The sequence below is a fragment of the Bordetella sp. H567 genome (genome assembly GCF_001704295.1).
Lineage (GTDB): Bacteria > Pseudomonadota > Gammaproteobacteria > Burkholderiales > Burkholderiaceae_B > Bordetella_C.
In genome coordinates this window covers 2,687,965-2,705,759 of sequence record NZ_CP012334.1, presented here as the reverse complement: position 1 = coordinate 2,705,759, position 17,795 = coordinate 2,687,965, and the positions used below count along the sequence as shown (strand labels likewise).

Annotated in this window: 9 protein-coding genes and 1 pseudogene; 2 read left to right on the top strand and 8 right to left on the bottom strand. The window is 65.8% G+C overall.

The window, feature by feature from the left end; genetic code table 11:
* Positions 1–34: 34 nt before the first annotated feature.
* From AKI39_RS12135 to AKI39_RS12125, 3 genes and pseudogenes are all read right to left on the bottom strand, one after another.
* Positions 35–652: pseudogene (locus AKI39_RS12135) on the bottom strand (OmpA family protein); the annotation flags it as partial.
* Positions 649–3,225 carry a DUF802 domain-containing protein gene (locus AKI39_RS12130; RefSeq protein WP_066636137.1) on the bottom strand — a complete coding sequence of 859 codons (2,577 nt, stop codon included), beginning with the start codon at positions 3,223–3,225 and terminating at the stop codon, positions 649–651. The pseudogene AKI39_RS12135 and the gene AKI39_RS12130, both read right to left, overlap by 4 nt.
* 12 nt (positions 3,226–3,237) lie before the next feature.
* A complete protein-coding gene (locus AKI39_RS12125; RefSeq protein ID WP_066636135.1) occupies positions 3,238–3,984 on the bottom strand; it encodes a DUF3348 domain-containing protein in 747 nt (248 codons plus the stop codon).
* Between the two features lie 303 nt (positions 3,985–4,287).
* Between AKI39_RS12125 and AKI39_RS12120 the strand changes: the two genes are divergently transcribed.
* A complete protein-coding gene (locus AKI39_RS12120) occupies positions 4,288–6,078 on the top strand; it encodes a chloride channel protein (RefSeq protein WP_066636132.1) in 1,791 nt (596 codons plus the stop codon).
* A 138-nt stretch (positions 6,079–6,216) separates the two neighbouring features.
* Complete coding sequence (locus AKI39_RS12115; protein WP_145925257.1) at positions 6,217–6,654, top strand: WapI family immunity protein; 438 nt, start codon at positions 6,217–6,219, stop codon at positions 6,652–6,654.
* Here AKI39_RS12115 and aspT read toward each other — a convergent pair whose 3' ends face one another.
* The 5 genes from aspT to AKI39_RS12090 all read right to left on the bottom strand — a co-directional run bounded on the left by aspT (position 6,655) and on the right by AKI39_RS12090 (position 17,780).
* A complete protein-coding gene (gene aspT, locus AKI39_RS12110) occupies positions 6,655–8,352 on the bottom strand; it encodes an aspartate-alanine antiporter (protein ID WP_066636126.1) in 1,698 nt (565 codons plus the stop codon).
* 45 nt (positions 8,353–8,397) lie between these two features.
* A complete protein-coding gene (locus AKI39_RS12105) occupies positions 8,398–10,098 on the bottom strand; it encodes an aspartate:alanine exchanger family transporter (RefSeq protein ID WP_066636123.1) in 1,701 nt (566 codons plus the stop codon).
* A gap of 63 nt (positions 10,099–10,161) precedes the next feature.
* Entirely contained in the window at positions 10,162–12,918 is a 2,757-nt protein-coding gene (locus tag AKI39_RS12100; protein ID WP_066642820.1) for a beta-eliminating lyase-related protein, read from the bottom strand.
* A gap of 184 nt (positions 12,919–13,102) precedes the next feature.
* Complete coding sequence (locus AKI39_RS12095; RefSeq protein WP_066642818.1) at positions 13,103–14,530, bottom strand: efflux transporter outer membrane subunit; 1,428 nt, start codon at positions 14,528–14,530, stop codon at positions 13,103–13,105.
* A gap of 1 nt (position 14,531) precedes the next feature.
* Positions 14,532–17,780: an efflux RND transporter permease subunit gene (locus AKI39_RS12090; RefSeq protein WP_066636121.1), complete on the bottom strand. Its 3,249-nt coding sequence runs from the start codon at positions 17,778–17,780 to the stop codon at positions 14,532–14,534.
* Positions 17,781–17,795: the final 15 nt, after the last annotated feature.

The following is a 17,795-nucleotide window of genomic DNA, read 5'->3' as shown; positions in this document are numbered from 1 at the left end:
CCGCCTGGCCCGGCGCGGCCTGTCCTTGCCCGGCCAGCCTGGGCACGGGCGCGATTTCCACGCGCCGGTTCCTGGCCCTGCCCTCCGCATCGGCATTCGACGCCACGGGCTGCTCGGCGCCGAAGGCGGCCGCGAAGACGGACTTCGGATCCACGCCGTCGTCGATCAAGGCGCGCGTCACCGTCAGTGCGCGTTGGGCGGAAAGCTCCCAGTTATCGGCAAAGCCGCGCGTATTCCCGTGCACCTGCTGGTTGTCGGTAAACCCGCTGACCATCAGGATCTCGTCGCGGTTGCGCAGGTAGTCGGACAGCGGCTGCGCCAGGCTTTTCAGGACGTCCCGTCCCTCGGGCTGCAGCTGGTTGGAATTCAGGGCGAAGAGCACGCTGCCGCTGATGCCGATGCGGCCGTTCACCAGCGTCACGCGGCCAGCGGCCAGGGGCACGGCCAGGGCCTGTTCCAGTGTCTGTCGGCGCTGCGTTTCGGCCTGGCGCTGCTTGACCTCTTCGTCCAGCTTGGCCGAAAGCTGCAGTTGCAGGCCGATCACGCCGACCAGGATCAGGACGAAGGCCCCCAGCGCCGCCGACATCAGGTCGCCGAACACCGCCCAGGTGGGGACCGCGGGCTCGATGCCGCCGTCGATCTCGTCGCTCATGCCGCTTCGCTACCGGCCGATGCCCGCTGTTCGGCGAGCCGTTGCAGGTCTTCGATGATTTGCTTCTGGGACATGACGCTCAGGTCGATTGCTTCGCGGGCCTGGGCGACATAGTAGGCAAGCTGTTCGTCGCTGCGCGCGATGGATTTTTCCAGCGCGCCCTCGATGCGCTGCAGATGCGCCATCAGTTTTTCGTTCGATTCGCCGAAGGCCTGCACGGCCGTGCCGAAGGCGTCGCCCAGGCTGGCGACTTCGACCACGCTGCCGGAGACCTGGCCGGCCGCTTCGGCCAGCTTGGCGGTTTCGGCCTCCAGGGTGTCGGTGAACTGGCCGCCGACACGCGCCAGCAGGTCCGAGGACGTCGCGACCAAGGCGTCCACGGCGTCGCGTTGTTCCGTGGACGCACGGTTCACGGCGTCCAGCAGCGTGCCCAGCGTATCCAGCAAGCGGCCGCGCTCTTCCAGCATGGCGTTGTCGCGCACCATGGTGTCGGACAGCTTCTGGCGCAGCTCGGCCACGACGTCGGCGGCGGCCTTCGGCGCTTCGGAGGCGGCCTGCACCAAACGTTCGATTTCCGCGATGGTGTCGCGCGCCCGCGCCTGCGTCTGCTCGGTGATATCCCGCGCGGTACGCGACAGCGTTTCGCAGATCTCCTGCTGACGGGCGGCGGTCTGCTCGCCGGTTTGCCGCCATTGCTCGCTCAGTTCATGGGCGATGGCGTCCAGCTTGCCGGTCCAGGCGTCCAGCCGCTCCTGGTCGCGCGATTCCAGCGTGGCCTGCTGGCGCGCCTGCGATTGTTCCACCGCCTGCAGGAGCGCGGCGGAATGCTGCTGGATGTTTTCCAGCACGGACGTGGCGTGCTGCCCCAGGCCCTGCCGCAATGCCGAGGCATGGTCTTCCATCCGGCCGGCGAGCGACGACAAGTGTCCATCCACCTTTTCGATCAGCGACGAGGAGTGGGTGTCCGCGCGCCCGAGCAGCGACAGGGAATGTCCTTCGACCTTGTCGAGCAGCGCCAGGTAATGTCCTTCGACCTTGTCGACCAGCGATACGGAATGCCCTTGCACCTTGTCGATCAACGACGCGGAGTGCCCTTCCACCTTGTCGATCAGCGACGCGGAATGCCCTTCGATCTTGTCGATCAGCGACACGGAATGGCCTCCGACCTTGTCGAGCAGGGATACGGACTGTCCTTCGACCTTCTCGAGCAAGGCCGACGCATGGGCTTCCACCTTTTCCAGCAGCGTCGCGGAATGCCGTTCGAAGGTGGCCGCGGCGGCGGCCAAGGCCTGCTGGTTGTCCTGCGCCAGGCGACCGTTGGTCTGCTCCTGCCGCGCGAGCGCATCGGCCCACGCCTGCGTCATGCCGCCGGTCGCGCTGTCCATCCTGGCCGCCACGCCCTCGATCAAGCCCGTGGAGCGTTGTTCGAACGTATCGGCATAGCGGTCCAGCGTCGCGCGCAGATCCTGCGCCAGCGTGTCGTTGGCCTGCCGGTGCTGCGTCAATGCCTGGTTCCAGACATCGCCCACGGCGGCGGCCGTGGTTTCGAAGCGGCCGGACAAGGTGGCCATCATCGCTTCGACGACGGGCTGCAGCGCGGTCGCGGCCAGCCGCGCGCTTTCGGCCGCGCTTTCCTTCAGCGTCTGCTGCACCGATGCGGCCAGTCCGGCATAGGCGGCCTCGGTTTTGCCGTGGAAGGCTTCCTGCCCCGCCCCCAGGCGTTCGTTCAAGGCCTGTTGTCCGGACGCCAGCCGCTGGTCCAGCGCGGCCTGTCCCGCGGCCAGCCGCTCGCTCAGGGCCGCGTGCTGGCGTTCCATGGCGGCCATGCCGTCCGCCAGTTGCGCGTTCAGCGCCTGGTTGCGCTGCTCCATGCCCGTCACCATCGCCTGCAGGCGGTCGACGAGCACGGGCATCGTTTCGGCCTGTCGCTGCAGCAGCCGGAACGTTTCGTCTCGCTGATGGGCCAGCGTGTGGCCGCGCAGCGTGGTGGCGATGCCCGTGTCCAGCTGCTGGGCAGCCAGTATCCGCTCGCGCCGGCACAAGGCCGACAGCAGCCCCAGCATGGCCGAGGTCGCCACCCCGGCGACGGAGGTGCCGAAAGCGAAGCCCAGGCCCTTGACCGGTGCGGCCAGCGATGCCCGTATGGCTTGCAGGTCGGTGGCGCTTTCCAGGGCGATGCCGGTGCCGCGTAGCGTGGCCACCATGCCCAGGAATGTGCCCAGCATGCCGAGCAGCACCAGCAGGCCGACCAGATAGGGTGTCAGCGCGGGCCCCGGCAGTGCCACGCGGTCGCCCTCCACCCGCAGGCGCACCGGGCTGCGCAAGCTGGGATGCAGCTGGTCCAGCCAGCCCGCCAGGCCCGCCGGCGCGTCCGACAGCGCCGCCAGGGCGCGGGCCAGCGTTGCGGTCGCCTGCTGGTAGCGCCGCAGTTCCCAGGTACCCGCCAGATAGGCCACGCCGATCAGCGCCGTTACCGCCAGCGCCAGGGGGTTGGAGCCGACATAGCCGGCGCCGATCCAGCCGACGACGGCCAACCCCACGAGAAAAGCAGCGATAGAGAGAATTCTGGTCATGACATCCCGGGTTTAGCTGGCGCGCAGCGCCGCAAGCAGGCCTTCGACAGGCTGAAAACGAATATCCAGTTCGGCGAGCAGTACGCCACGCATGTCCTGGCGGAAAGCGTCCAGCCACGCGCCAGGCTTTATGTGGGCCGCCTGGCCGGCGGATTCCGCCTCGGCCAGGGCGGCCGCCTCCGCGCGGCGCAGGCGGTGGAAATGGGTTTCGAGCAGCCCCGGCACCGCCGCCAAGGCGTTGTGCTCGCGCGCGCCCAGCGCCCCTTCCATGATGGCGTCCACGGCCGCGAGCTGCGTCATGGCCGGCGTCCTGCCGGCCATCATGCCGCGCAGCCGCGTGCGCAGGCCGGCGATGCCGGTCTCCATGGCCTGTTGCAGCGACAGATACCGCTGGCGATAAATGGCGTAGTCGACCGGCGCCTGCGGGACGCCGGACGGCCGCCGGGCGCGGTTGCGCGCGTGGTCGTCCGTGGCCCTGGGGGCGCGATTTTTCTCCATGATGGCGTTGGCCAGCGCGGTCCGCACACGGGCGCATTCCTGCTCCGCGGTGTCATCGGCTTCCTGGGCTGGCGCGGCCGCAACGGGCGGATTGCTGTTCAGCACCGTGGACAGGGCGATCGCGTCCGTCCAGCCCAGCCAGAGGCTGAGCCGGTCCGGCAGGGACTGCCTGGGTTCGGAGACGTCGATGTCCGCGAGGCGGGCGAGCAGGCGAACCAGGGTCGGTCCGCTCAGGCCTGTGCGCCGGGGTGCTGGGTCCATAGCGCCGAATCAAAAATCCGGCAGTTTACACGGCGCCTAAACGGCGGGGGTAGGTCCGTGGCGGCGCGGCCGGCTGTCCGGGCGGCCGCCGCCCTATGGCAAGGGGTGTCGACCCATACGGCGAACGGAAAAGCGCCTGGGCCGTTGGTAGATCGTATTACGATATAATCGCAGGCGGCCGGCACTCCGGTCCCTACGCTGTCCATTCTCCCATCGCGGTCTTATGCCCCCTGCTCTTTCCCCTCTTTCCGCCGCGCGGTGCCGGACGCGTGCTGGCCACCCTTTTCCCGTCGATTCCCAGGAATGAACGTGCACGCAGATAAATCCAAGGGCGATTTCGCCGCCAGCGCGCGGCTGCTGCGCATTGCGGCGATCGCCGCGGTCATCGGCATGCTCAGTACGTTGACCGCGTACTGCCTGCTGCGGTTGATCAGCTTCTTCACCAATCTGTTTTTCTTCCAGACCTTGTCGCTCGACAGCCGTTCGCCCGCGGAGAACACGCTGGGCCTGTGGGTCATCGCGATGCCGGCCATCGGCGGCCTGGTCATCGGCCTGATCGCGCGCTACGGCACGGAAAAGATCCGCGGCCACGGCATCCCCGAAGCCATCGAGGCCATCCTGTTCGGCAAGAGCAAGATGTCCCCCAAGGTGGCTGTCCTCAAGCCGCTGTCCTCGGCGATTGCCATCGGCAGCGGCGGGCCCTTCGGCGCGGAAGGCCCCATCATCATGACGGGCGGAGCCATCGGCTCGCTCATCGCCCAGTACTTCCACCTGACCAGCGCCGAACGCAAGACGCTGCTGGTGGCCGGCGCCACGGCCGGCATGACGGCCGTGTTCGGCACGCCCATCGCCGCCGTGATGCTGGCCGTGGAACTGCTGTTGTTCGAACTGCGGCCGCGCAGCTTCCTGCCGGTGGCCGTGGCCTGCGCGGTGGCGGGCTTCTGCCGCCCCCTCATCATGGAAGGCGGCGCCCTGTTTCCGCTGCAGACGGAGGTGCTGGGCCCCGTCGGCCTGGTGTCCTGCGCCGTCGCGGGCGTCATCACGGGCGCGCTGTCCTGGGGCCTGTCCACCTCGCTGTACAAGATGGAAGACCTCTTCCTGAAGCTGCCTTTCCATTGGATGTGGTGGCCGGCCCTGGGCGGCCTGGCGATCGGCATCGGCGGCTACTTCCAGCCCCGCGCGCTGGGCGTGGGCTATGACGTCATCGGGGACCTGCTGCACAACAACCTGGCCGTGGGCGTGGTGGTCGGGCTGATCCTGGTCAAGGCGGTGATCTGGGTGATTTCGCTGGCTTCCGGCACCTCCGGCGGCGTGCTGGCCCCGCTGCTCATGATGGGAGCCGCCGTGGGCGTGATCGCCGGCCCCTACATGCCGGGCGGCCAACCGGGCCTGTGGCCGATGATCTTCATGGCCGCCACGCTGGGCGGCATGATGCGCGCGCCCATCATGTCCGTGCTGTTCGCCTTCGAACTGACGCACGACATCAATGCGCTGCTGCCGCTGCTGACCGCCTCGGCCTGCGCCTACGGCTTTACCGTGCTGGTGATGCGCCGGTCCATCCTGACGGAAAAAATCGCGCGGCGCGGCTATCACATCTACCGTGAATACGGCATCGACCCGCTGGAGCGCCACTTCGTCAACGAAGTCATGACCCAGGAGCTGCGCACCATCGACGCCGATACGCCGCTGCGCGACGCGCTGGAAACCTACTTCGACGCCCGGCAGACGCATCGCGCCTATCCCGTGGTGCGCGATGGCGCGCTGGTCGGCATGATCGAACGCAACGCCTTGCTGGAAGGCTTGGCCAATCCCACGGCGCACCGGATGGCCGATCTGTTCGGCGCCAATGTGCCGATCATGGCGCTGCCCGGCGAAACCTGCCGCACCGTCGCCAACCGCCTGGCCGTGCATGGCCTGGAACGCGTGCCGGTCGTGACCGACGCCCAGTCGCGCCGCCTGGTCGGCATCATCAGCCGCAGCGACCTGGTCAAGCCGTCGCTGGCGTTCTCCGAAGAAGAAGAGCGTTTCGAAACCTTCCGCCGCACGCCCCTGCACCGGCTGCAGCAGCGGTTCTCCAAAGCACGGCGGGTGTAACGGCAAAACCATCTTTTCCTGGCGAAAAGATCTTTTCAGCTTGTGAGCGGACACACGGACACCGCCATGGGAAGGTAAATTCCGGCTTCGATTTCATTGTTTCGTCCGGACCATTTTCCATTTCGTGTACAAGTGACCATGTTCGAGATTCCGGCTGGAGACTTCGTCCTGACGATGACGCCGGTGACCTATGTCGCCGACGAGGAAAACGATCGCCGCCGCGATTGGATCACGGTGCGGATGACCGCCGAGGTCCCGGGCATCCGGACCGAAAAGGAATGGATGCTGATGCGCGTCGAATTCGATGCCTTGCGCCAGCGCCTGGACGCGATGCACGAGGCCATCGCGGCCGGCCGCGCGCCGGCGGAAGTGTCGTTCCAGGCCATGGAAGGCGTGCTTGAACTGGGCCTGCGCGTGGTCGACCCGCGGTTGGGCTCCATCCATCTGGACTTCGTCATCCGTCCCAAGCCGGCGAGCGGTTTCCGATTCTCCGGGGCGACCGTCATCGATCAATCGTTTTTGCCCGGCCTGGCGCTGGGGCTGGAGACGCTGGCCAGCTTCGGACTGGACGCGTAGTCAACCTGCCGCCAGGGTCAGCACCACTGCCCCGCCGGTCGTCAGCAGGATATTCGAGACCGCGTACGGCACCGTATAGCCCAGCACGGGAATCTTGCTGCCCGCCTTTTCCTGCACGGCGGCCAGCGCGGCGGTAAATGTCTGCGCGCCCGCCAATGCGCCCAGCAGCAGCAAGGGATTCATACGCAGCACATAACGGCCTACCAGTAATGCGGCGGCCAGCGGGGCGAGCGTGACCGCCACGCCGGCCAGGAATATCGCCAGCCCCAGTTCCTGGACGGCATGCAGGAACTCCGGCCCGGCCTGCAGCCCTGCCCCTGCCACGAACGCGGCCAATCCGAAGGTGATCATGAAGTCCAGCGCCGACTGCGGAATTTCGCCCTGGGTGGGCCTTACCGTGCGCAGCCAGCCGAAGAACAGTCCCCCCACCAGCACGCCCACACTGCTGCCCAGCGTCAGCTTGAGGGCACCGGCCTGGATATACGGCAGCCCGATGAGGGCGCCGATCAGGATGCCGAAGCCGACGATGGAGAGATTGGTGGCGCTGGTCGGCCGCAGCGGATGGCCGACGCTCGCCGCCACGCGTTCCACCGCATGCCGTGGGCCGATCAGCTCCGCGATGTCGCCGCGGTTCAGGCGGCTGGCGGCGCCGAAGGGAATTTCGTGGCCGCCGCGCGTCAGCGTACGCAGCCCGACGCTGCGCAATTCCAGCGTGCGGGCGTCGACCAGCTCCTGCAGGGTGGGCCCGAGCAGCGCGCGATTGGTGACCACGACCCGCAGGATGGCGACCGGGAAGTCCAGCAGTCCGGCCTCGTGCATTTCCGTCCCGAAGCCCGGGCCGGCCGCCACCAGCGCTTCCGTGCGGCCATGGACGACCGCCACGTCGCCCGGCAGCAGCGCGGTGTCCTGCTGCACAGGGATATCCTGGTCGCCTCGCCGGATGCGCTCCACGAAATAGCGCAAGCCGACATGGGCACGTTCGGCCTCGCCCACCCGCCGGCCCGCGAAGTCCGCGTCGGCGCGCACCAGATACGCCCGGGCGGCAAACCGCTGGTAGCCCGATACCACGCCTTCGGCGATGGTCTTGATGCCGTACTGCGCCTCCAGCAGTACGGCCTCGGCGCGCATATCGATACGCAATATGCGGGGCGCGAATACGCTGATGAACAGGATGGACCCGATCGCGCCGAACACATACGTCAGCGCATCCGCGACTGCGACGTGGCTGGCCAGCAGCCTTTGCAGCTCGGGCGAGATTGGCAATGCCATGATCGCGTCCGTCGCCGTGCCGATGGCCGAGGACTGCGTCAGCGCGCCGCAGAACAGGCCCGCGGTCATTCCCGGATCCAGTCCCAGCAGCCGCCCGATCAGCATCGCGAGGGTGATGCCGACGACGGCAACCACCACGGACAGCACCATGGGCTTGGCACCGTCCCGTTTAAGCGCCTGGAAAAATTGCGGACCCGCCGAATACCCGTTGGCGAAGAGGAAAAGGTAGAAAAGGCTCCATCGCAGCTCGCGGTTGATGTTGATACCGGCCTGGCCGATGACCAGGCCGGCGATCAAGGCCCCGGTCACGGTCCCGAGCGAAAACCGGCCCAGGCGGATATTGCCCAGGACATAGCCGATCGGCACGGCCAGGAACATCGCCAGCTCCGGCGACTTGCGCAGCAATGCCACGGCCCATTCGAAAGACATGGCTACTCCTTGCTGCCCGGGGGCAGCGCGTCGTCAGGACACGGTCTAGTGAGCCAACATCATGGCGAAGTACCCGAATATCGTCAGCAGCACTCCCGACACCGCATACGCGACCGGGAAGCCGATCCAGGGTACCGAACTGTCGATTTCCTTCGCCGCTTCGCGGCACGGTCCGGAATGGCTGCGCGCCCCCGCCGTAACGCCCATCAATACCGCGGGATTGGTCTTGAACAGGTGGTGTCCGATCGCCCAGACGATGAAGGGCGGAATGGTGCAGGCGACGAAGCCCACCAGGAATATCTTCAATGCGATGGCGCCGGTCAATTGCTCCAGCAAGGTCGCCCCGGCGTTCAGGCCCACGATGGCGACGAACACCACCAGGCCCAGGTCCTCCAGGATGTTGCGTGCCGCATTGGGCGTGCTGCCGAAGAACCGCAGCCGCGACGAAATCGACGCAACGACGATTCCGGACACCAGCAGGCCGCCCGCGTTTCCCAGTCCCACCCTGCTGCCGAAAGCCGGGAAGTCGATCTTTCCGATCAGAAAGCCCAGGATCATGCCGGCCGCCAAGGTCAACAGATCCGTCGCGGTGCTGGGGCGGGCAATGATGCCGAAGATCTCCCCTGCGCGGGTCACCGCGGGCTTCAGGCCGGTGATGAACAGCACGTCACGCTTCTTCAGCGTGGTTTCGAGGCCGATGGGCATGGGTACGCCCGAACGTTCGATCTTGGTCAGCTGTACCTGTCCGGCGATATCCGAATCGCGAAAGGACTTCAGCGGCTTGCCGACAACATCGTTGGACGTGACCAGGATTTCGGCCTGGTCCAGCGGCACGTTCAGCGCTTTCGGGTCGGCCACCTCCGGACCCAGCAGCCCCATTTTCGCGGTCAGCATTTCCAGACGGCCCCCCAGCGCCACGACATCTCCCAAGCGCAGCACGGTATCGGGTTCCGCGCCCAGCGACTCATTGCCCCGGCGGACGTTGATGACCCGGTATTCCGGATGGTCGTGGCGGAACTGGGCGATGGTCTTGCCCGCCGTGTCGGGGTTTTCCAGCTGGTAGGCGCGCAGGCCGCCCGCCCGGTAACCGGACAGCCCGGCAGCATCGACATTGTTCACGCCGTACGCTTCCTCGTACTGCCTGGCCGCGGCCTTCGCGTCCAGCCCCCACCAGCGCGGCAAATATTTGACGATCAGGATAATGCCGACCGTGCCCCAGATATAGGTGATGCCGTAGGACAAGGCAATCATTCCCGTCGCCGCTTCGGGCGTCATGCCCGGGGGCAAGGCCACCACGCCGTCGAGGACGGCCTGTTCGGCCGAACCGATTGCCGCGGACATCGTCTGGCTGCCCGCCAGGATGCCCCCCGCCGCGCCTACCGGCAGATCGGCCAGCCGCGTCCCTATCACGACCAGGGCCAGGCCGAGCACCGGCGCGAGCACCGCCAGAAAGGTAAAGCGCAGGCTGTCGCGCCCCAGGCTATTGATGAACGACGGGCCGACGCGCAGGCCGACTCCGTACATGAACAGGTAATAGAAAAGAAGCCGCACGAAGTTGTCCAGCTGCAGCTTGATACCGTATGTGGACGCCCAGATGGACAGTACGGCGCCCACGATGACGGCGCCCGCCACCATGCCCAGGCCATACCCCTTGATGGTGACCCGCCCCAGCCACACGGATAGCCCGACGGTAAAAAAGAGCAGCACGTAAGGGTTCGCCTTCAGAAATCCGAAAAACCATACCATGGCCGTTTCTCCTTGCTTTTATTGAGTGGCGTGGCGCCGGGCGTAGCCGGCGCCGCGCGAAGGCTAGCGCGTACCGCGTGTCTTCCCGATGATCGATGGCTTGATCAGCTTGATGCCTCGTGCCGCGTTGTAACCATGGATCTCCTTCACATCCAGCTTGCGCATGAACCCTATCGTGTCCGTGTCGATGATCTGCCCCGGCACCATGATGGGAAAGCCGGGTGGATAGGGGATGACGAAATTGGCCGACACCAGTTCCGGACCATTCGCCAGTCTGTCGTCCAGCGACGTGCCGGTCAGGGGGAGATACTCGCAATCCTCCTCGCTGTAGGCGGCAAAGAAGGCGGTACGCATGTCGCCCTCCAGCGTGTCGCTGCCTGGATCCTCGCGATAGCCGTCATGGAAGCGACTGAAATTCGGGAGGTTGGGCACGTCCTCCATCAGGCTCCTCACCTTGGCGGCAAACGCCTCCTGACCGGCCTCGCCTGCTTCCTGGAGCCCCGCTTCGATTTCCTCGGAGATTTCCAGCAGCACCTTGATCAGCAGCGCCACGTCGCTGCGCGTGTTGTTGATGTTGCTCTGTAACAGCACGCTGTTGCGCGAAGTCTTGTTCAACTGGATGTTGTAGCGGGAGGCCAGCAGGTTCTTGAAGCTCGTCCCGTCAAACCCCGCCGTGCCGCAAACCAGCGTGATGCGCGTCGGGTCCAGCACGAACTCGTCTTCCTTTATCGCCTTGGCCGCCGTCAGCCAGTTGGTTCCAGGCGCCAGGTAGTCGACGAATCCGGATGGCCGGAATTCCGCGGGAACCATTTTGTCCGCGCCCAGCACGCTGAAATACTTGGAGATCAGGGGATGACCCGCGACCGCCTTGCGGATGGCCAGCGCGATTTCGATCGCGCGCATCACGAGTTCGTAGCCTTCCAGCTCCATCTGGCGGCGCGCCACGTCCAGCGAACCGATAATCTGCGCGTTCGGCGAGGTCGACGCGTGGATGAAGACCGCCTCGCGAAAGGCGGAGGCATGATGGTTGTAGTCCTCGTCACGCACGGCCACGATGGAGCCTTGTCGCAGGCAGGACATGGACTTGTGGACGGAATCCGTTTCGTACACCCGTATGCGCATCTTGCGGGGATCGGGCACCAGGCGCCGATCCAGCAGGCGGGGATCCTGGGGATCGAGATCTTCGCCCAGCTCCTGTGCCTGTGCGTTCCAGGCCTCCATCGCCGACGGTTCGGCGCGCCAGGCTTGCAGCGCTTCGGCCGCGCCCATGGCCGTGCGCTGCCGTAGAAACGGCGACCACCGGGCGAAGCCGAACCACGCCTCGTCCCACAGAAATATCAGGTCCGGCTTGATGGCCAGGCATTCCTCCATGACCCGGCGCGTGTTGTAGATATGGCCGTCGAAGGTGCAATTCGTCAAGGTCACCATCGCCACGCGGTCCAGCCTGCCTTCGGCCTTCAGCGCCAGCAGCGCCTGCTTGATGGTGCGCAGCGGCACCGCGCCATACATCGAATACTCCGTCATCGGGAAGGCTTCCACATACAGCGGCTGGGCGCCGGAGAGCACCATGCCGTAGTGGTGGGACTTATGGCAGTTGCGATCGACGATGACGATATCGCCCGGCTTGGTCACCGCCTGGTAGACCATCTTGTTGGAGGTGGAAGTGCCGTTGGTGACGAAGAACACGTGGTCGGCCCCGACGGCCCGGGCGAACTTCTCCTGCGCGGCCTTGATATTGCCCGTGGGCTCGAGCATGCTGTCCAGTCCGCCGGTGGTCGCCGAGGTCTCCGCCAGGAAAAGGCTCAAGCCGTAGAACTCGCCGAAATCGCGTATCCAGTTCGATTTGATGATGGATTTTCCGCGCGCGATCGGCAGCGCATGGAAGGTACTGATGGGACGCGAGGCATAGCGCTTCAGATTGTCGAAGTGCGGCGTCTCCTGCCGGTCCTGCACGCCCTCCAGGATATTCAGGTGTATTTCCATGGGTTCTTCCACCTCGTAGAAGACCCGCCGGATCGCCGACGCCGCCCGATCGCCGGCCAGCTTCTCGACCTCGCGGTCGGTCAGCAGATAAATGTCCAGCTCGGGACGCAGTCGTTTCAGCACGCTCGCCAGCTTGACACCGACCTCGCGCGGCGCGTCCGTCGATGTATCCAGGTTCTGGTAGACCGTCAGGAAGTCGCGCAGCAGCGGCACGTCATGCTGGGACGGCACCGGGATGCCGTCGTAGATCACCACCGCCTCTATCTTCCCGTTCAGCACCGCGGCCAGGAAGGCATCCTCGAAGCTGCCGACCATGACAGGTTCGTAGATCGCGAAGTCATCGGGCCGTCGCAGACGACGGATTTCCTCGGCCATGGCAGGCAGGCGTGCCGCCGGGGCCGGGGAAACGAACAAGGCCTCGAAATACGGGCGCCGTCCCTGGGCGCCGCCCAGCCCCGGGGGCCTGCGATCGGGCGCTTCATCGACCGCGTCCTCCCTGGCTTCCCATTCCCCGTCGTTGTAGCGGTAGCTGCCTGAGAGCAGCGCGTTGCTCATGCGCAGGATCAACCTTGCCGCGCCCAAGGCATCGCTATCGGCGATGCGCTCGTCCAGGACCCGAAGCAGATGCGCGCCGGGATAGGCGAAATAGCTTTCCATGGGCCGTAGCGCCGACAGCGCATCGCGCACGGCGTCCACGTCCCTGCTTTCCTTGCCGCCGCGTGCTTGCGCGGCCCAAGTCTGCGCCTTGGCATTCAGATCGCGCCAGCGATCCGCGCGCGCGGCCGAGTTCGCAAACAAATGGTCCAGTTGCTGGCCACTGCCTGTTCCGTTCTTCATGGCATTCCCCATACGTTTCCGGTACCGGGGGCAGCGCGTCGGCGACTGATTCCTATCGATGTCGATCTCTATTGGCGGTGTAGGATTGCCGACGGCGTGTTCCCCAGTTTCCCGGTCGTCGCGATGCGCGACATGGTTTCCCGATGAACATTAGCGATGCACGCACACTACCTGCCCTCCCCCTTCAATCCGAAGCCGCGGTTTCCGGCCCGGTCATGCGCTCCGCATCCAGTACCCAGCCTCCGCCCATCGCCTTGTACAGCTGGACCATGGACGCGAAGACTGCACCTTGGGTCTGCGCCTGCTGCAGCTGTGAGTTGAACAGGCTGCGTTCGGCGTCCAGCACTTCGATATAGCTGGTGTAGCCGCCTTCGTACCGCAGGCGGGCCAGGCGCGCGTAACGGCCCAGCGCCTCCACCTGCTTGCCCTGCACAGCCAGCGCCTCGCGCGTTTTGCGCAGGCTGATCAGGGAGTCGGACACCTCCTGGAAGGCGACCTGTATGGATTTCTCGTATTGCAGCAGGACCTGCTGGTGCTGCGCTTCGGCCTGCCGCACCTGGCCGCCGATGGCGCCGGCCGTGAAGATCGGCACCGTGACCACACCGGCAAAGGACCAGACCTTCGACGCACCGGTGAACAGATTGGAGAACTGGGTGCTGGCGGTTCCGAATGCGCCCGTCAGCGAAATCGTCGGAAAATACAGCGCGCGCGCCGCGCCTATCAGCGCATTGGCGGCGATCAGGTTCTGCTCCGCCTGCCGCAGGTCGGGCCGGCGCGTCAACAGCTGGGACGGAAGTCCCGCCGGCAGGTCGGGCAGCACCAGCTGGCCCAGTGCACGGTCTCGCGGGACGGCGGTGGGATTGCGGCCCAGCAGGATCGAAAGCCCGTCTTCCTGCTGCCCGATCTGCAGCTCCAGTTGTGGTATCGTGGCCAACGCGGCCTGGTATTCGGACTGGCTTTGTGCCAGCTCCATTTCGGACACTTCGCCATAGCTGTAGCGCAGCGTGAAGATGCGCACGGATTCGCCGCGACTGTCCGCGGTGGCGTGGGCGATGTCCAGTTGCCGATCCAGTGCCACCAGGTTGATATAGGCGGACGCCACGGAGGCGACCAGCGCCAGGATCGTCGCCCGCCTGCCCTCTTCGCTGGACAGCAGCAGGGCGCGCGCGGCTTCGGTCTGCCGGCGCAGGCGCCCGAACACATCGATTTCCCAGGATGCGGATAGCGTGGCCGAATACTGGTTGAATACCGGCCCGACGTTCTCCGGCAGGCCGACCGAGCCGATCGGCAGTCCCTGTCGTTCCGCCTGTACCCCGGCGCCCACCTGCGGAAACAGTTGTGCGCGGGTGGTCTGCAGCTGTCCCAGGTATTGCTCGATGCGGGCGGCGGCGATCTGCACGTCCTTGTTGCCGGCCAGCGCCTGCGCGATCAGCGTGTCCAGGGTCGGATCCTGGAATTGCCGCCACCACACCGTATCGACGACCTCGCGCGCTTCCTGGTCGGCGAATCGGAAGGACGGCGGCGTATCGATCTCGGGGTGCTTGTAGTCCGGGCCGAGCAGGCATCCGCCAAGGAGCATGCAGACGACCGGGGCGATGGCGGCTACACGCATATCATTCGCCATCGCGCTTGGCCGACGGCCGCGGGCCGACCGCGGCCGCGCCATGCGCCACGCCGCCCGGCGGCGCATCGTGCCTGCCGGCGGCCACGTCCGCCGCGGCCGGCGATTCGGGCGCGGGCTGCCCGCCCTTTTTCTCCGACATTCTCTCCAGGACATAGAAGAACATCGGAATGAAGAACACGGCGATGACCGTGGCGCCGAGCATGCCGCCGATCACCCCGGTGCCGATCGAATGGCGGCTGTTGGCGGCGGCACCCGTGGCGATGGCCAGCGGCACGCAGCCCAGGATGAAGGCCAGCGACGTCATGATGATGGGCCGCAGCCGCTCGTTGGCCGCGACGACGGCGGCATCGTAGATCGATGCGCCGGTCTGGCGGTTCAGCACCGCGAACTCGAAGATCAGAATGGCGTTCTTTGCCGCCAGGGCAACCAGCATGGTCAGGCCGATCTGGAAATACACATCGTTTTCCAGGCCTCTGGCGAGCGTGGCGGCCAGCGCCCCGAACAAGGCGAAAGGCACGGTCATCAGTACGCCCAGCGGCAGGCTCCACTTCTCGTATTGCGCCGCCAGGATAAGGAATACCATCACCAGCCCGAAGGCAAAGACCAGGACGGACGTATTGCCCGCCTTGCGCGATTCGTAGGCCTCGCCGCTCCATCCCAGCGAGTATCCGGAAGGCAGCACCTCGGCCCCGATCTCTTCCAGGACCTGCGTGGACTGGCCCGCGCTATAGCCCGGCGCCGTGTTGACGGTTACCTTGATGGCGGGGAAGTTGTTAAAGCGCGTCACCAGGTCGGGGCCCGTGACGTACCGGGTCCGGACCACCGAACTCAAGGGCACCATGTCGCCGTTCTTGCTGCGGGTGTAGATTTGCGACAGGTCTTCCGGCCGCAGGCGGTAAGCCGATTCCGCCTGCAGGATCACCTGCCACAGCCGGCTGGAGCGATTGAACTGGGACACGTACAAGGACCCGAACATGGTTTGCATGGCGCTGTACACGTCCTCCACGGGCACGCCCAGCGTTTCGGATTTGTCGCGGTCCACCTCCACCAGGAGCTGCTGCGAGGAGGCGTTGAAGGTGGAGGTCACCCGCGCCAGTTCGGGCCGCTGCTGTGCCTTGGCGATATAGCGCTGCACCACGCCGGCCAGCTGCGCGATCGTGGCGTCGCCCTGGCTTTGTATCCACACCTCCGTGCCGCCGGTCGTCCCCAGCCCCGGAATGGCGGGCGGATTGACGGGCACGACGATGCCCTCCTGCACATGCGCCAGGTTGGCGTAGGCCGCCAGCAGCACGGCCCGGGCGTTCTGCGTGCGGATGTTATCCGACGTATACCGCTCGTCGAACGACTTGAATCCGACGAAGAATGTCGCGGCATTATTCTTGTTCTGGTTGTCCAGCAGGCTATAGCCGTCGACCATGGCCACGGCGGCGACGGCGGGCTGTTCCAGGAAATAGTCCGTCACGCGGCGCGACACGTCGCCGGTGCGATCCAGGCTGGCCGCGTCCGGCATGATGACCTGGCCGAGCAGGTAGCCCTGGTCTTCCGGCGGCAGAAAAGAAGTCGGCAGGATGCGCATCATCCAGACCGACAGCCCCACCAGACCGGCGAACAGCAGCAGCCCGATCGCGGAGCGCCGGATCATCCATTTGACCCCGCTGGTATAGCCGTTCGTCATCCGCGTGAAGTTGCGCTCGAACCAGCGGAAAAAGCCTTTCTTCTCATGGTGGCCGGGCTTGAGCAGCAAAGCCGCCAGGGCGGGCGACAGGGTCAGCGCGACCACCCCCGAAAGCACCACCGAGATGGCGATCGTGATGGCGAACTGCTTGTAGAGCTGTCCCGTGATCCCGCCGATGAAGGCGACCGGAATGAATACCGCGCACAGCACGAGGACAATGGCCACGACGGGGCCGGCCACCTCGTCCATGGCCCGCTTGGCGGCGGCCTTGGGATCCAGCTTGTGCACGGTCATATTGCGTTCGACGTTTTCGATCACGACGATGGCGTCATCGACCACGATGCCGATGGCCAGCACCATGCCGAACAACGTCAGCATGTTGATCGAAAATCCCAGCGCCAGCATGCCGACACAGGTCCCCACGATCGAGATCGGCACCGCGACGATGGGAATCAGCGTCGCGCGCAGGCTCTGCAGGAAGACGTACACCACAATGACCACCAGCACGAGCGCTTCGAAGAAGGTGTGGATGACATCGCTGATGGAGGCCCGCGTGAATTCCGTGGTATCCATCGCGATGCTGTACTCCAGCCCTTCCGGAAAGGTCTTCTTCAGCTCGGCCAGCGTGGCCCGCACCCGGTTGGACACGTCCAGCGCGTTGGCGCCCGGTTGCTGGTACACCGCCAGGACGGTCGCCGGCTTGCCCTGGTAGCGGCTGCGTATGGAATAGTCCTTCTGCCCCAGTTCGGCCCTGCCGATGTCCTTCAGCCGCACAATGGCGGCACCGCCGCTGGCGGCCCGGATGATGATGTTCTCGAACTCGGCGGGCTCCGTCAGGCGGCCGCGGGTCGTCACCGCGAAGGACTGCTCCACCGGGCCGCCGGTCGGCGACTGGCCGATACGGCCCACGGCGAACTGTTCGTTCTGGTTGGACACCGCCTTCTGCACGTCGGCAGCAGTGACCTTCAGCTGCGCCATGCGATCGGGCTTGAGCCAGATGCGCATCGCGTAGTCCGGCGTGCCGAAGATGGCCGACTGGTTGGCGCCCGGTATGCGCTTCAGTGCGTCCAGTACATAGATATTCGTGTAGTTGGCGATATACGTCGCATCGTAGCGCTGCTCGGGCGAGTACACCGCGATCACCATCATGAAGGCGGAAGACTTCTTCTGCACCTGTATGCCCTGGGCCTGTACGGACTGCGGCACCTGGGGCAAGGCCAGGTTCACCCGGTTTTGCACGTCCACCTGCGCCAGTTCCGGATTGGTGCCGATCTCGAAAAACGCATTGATCGTCAGGTTCCCCGTGGAGGAGCTGGACGAATTCATGTAGATCATATTGTCGGCGCCATTGACCTGCTGCTCGATGGGCGCCGCGACGTTGTTCGCCACCACATCGGCGCTTGCGCCGGGATAGGTCGCGCTGATGGTGATCTGGGGAGGCGTGATCTCCGGATACTGCGCGACGGGAAGCACCAGCATCGCGACGGCCCCTGCCAGCGTGATGATGATGGAAATTACCGAGGCGAAGATCGGGCGGTCGATGCAGAAGTGCGAAATGTTCATCCTCGGCTCCGGCGA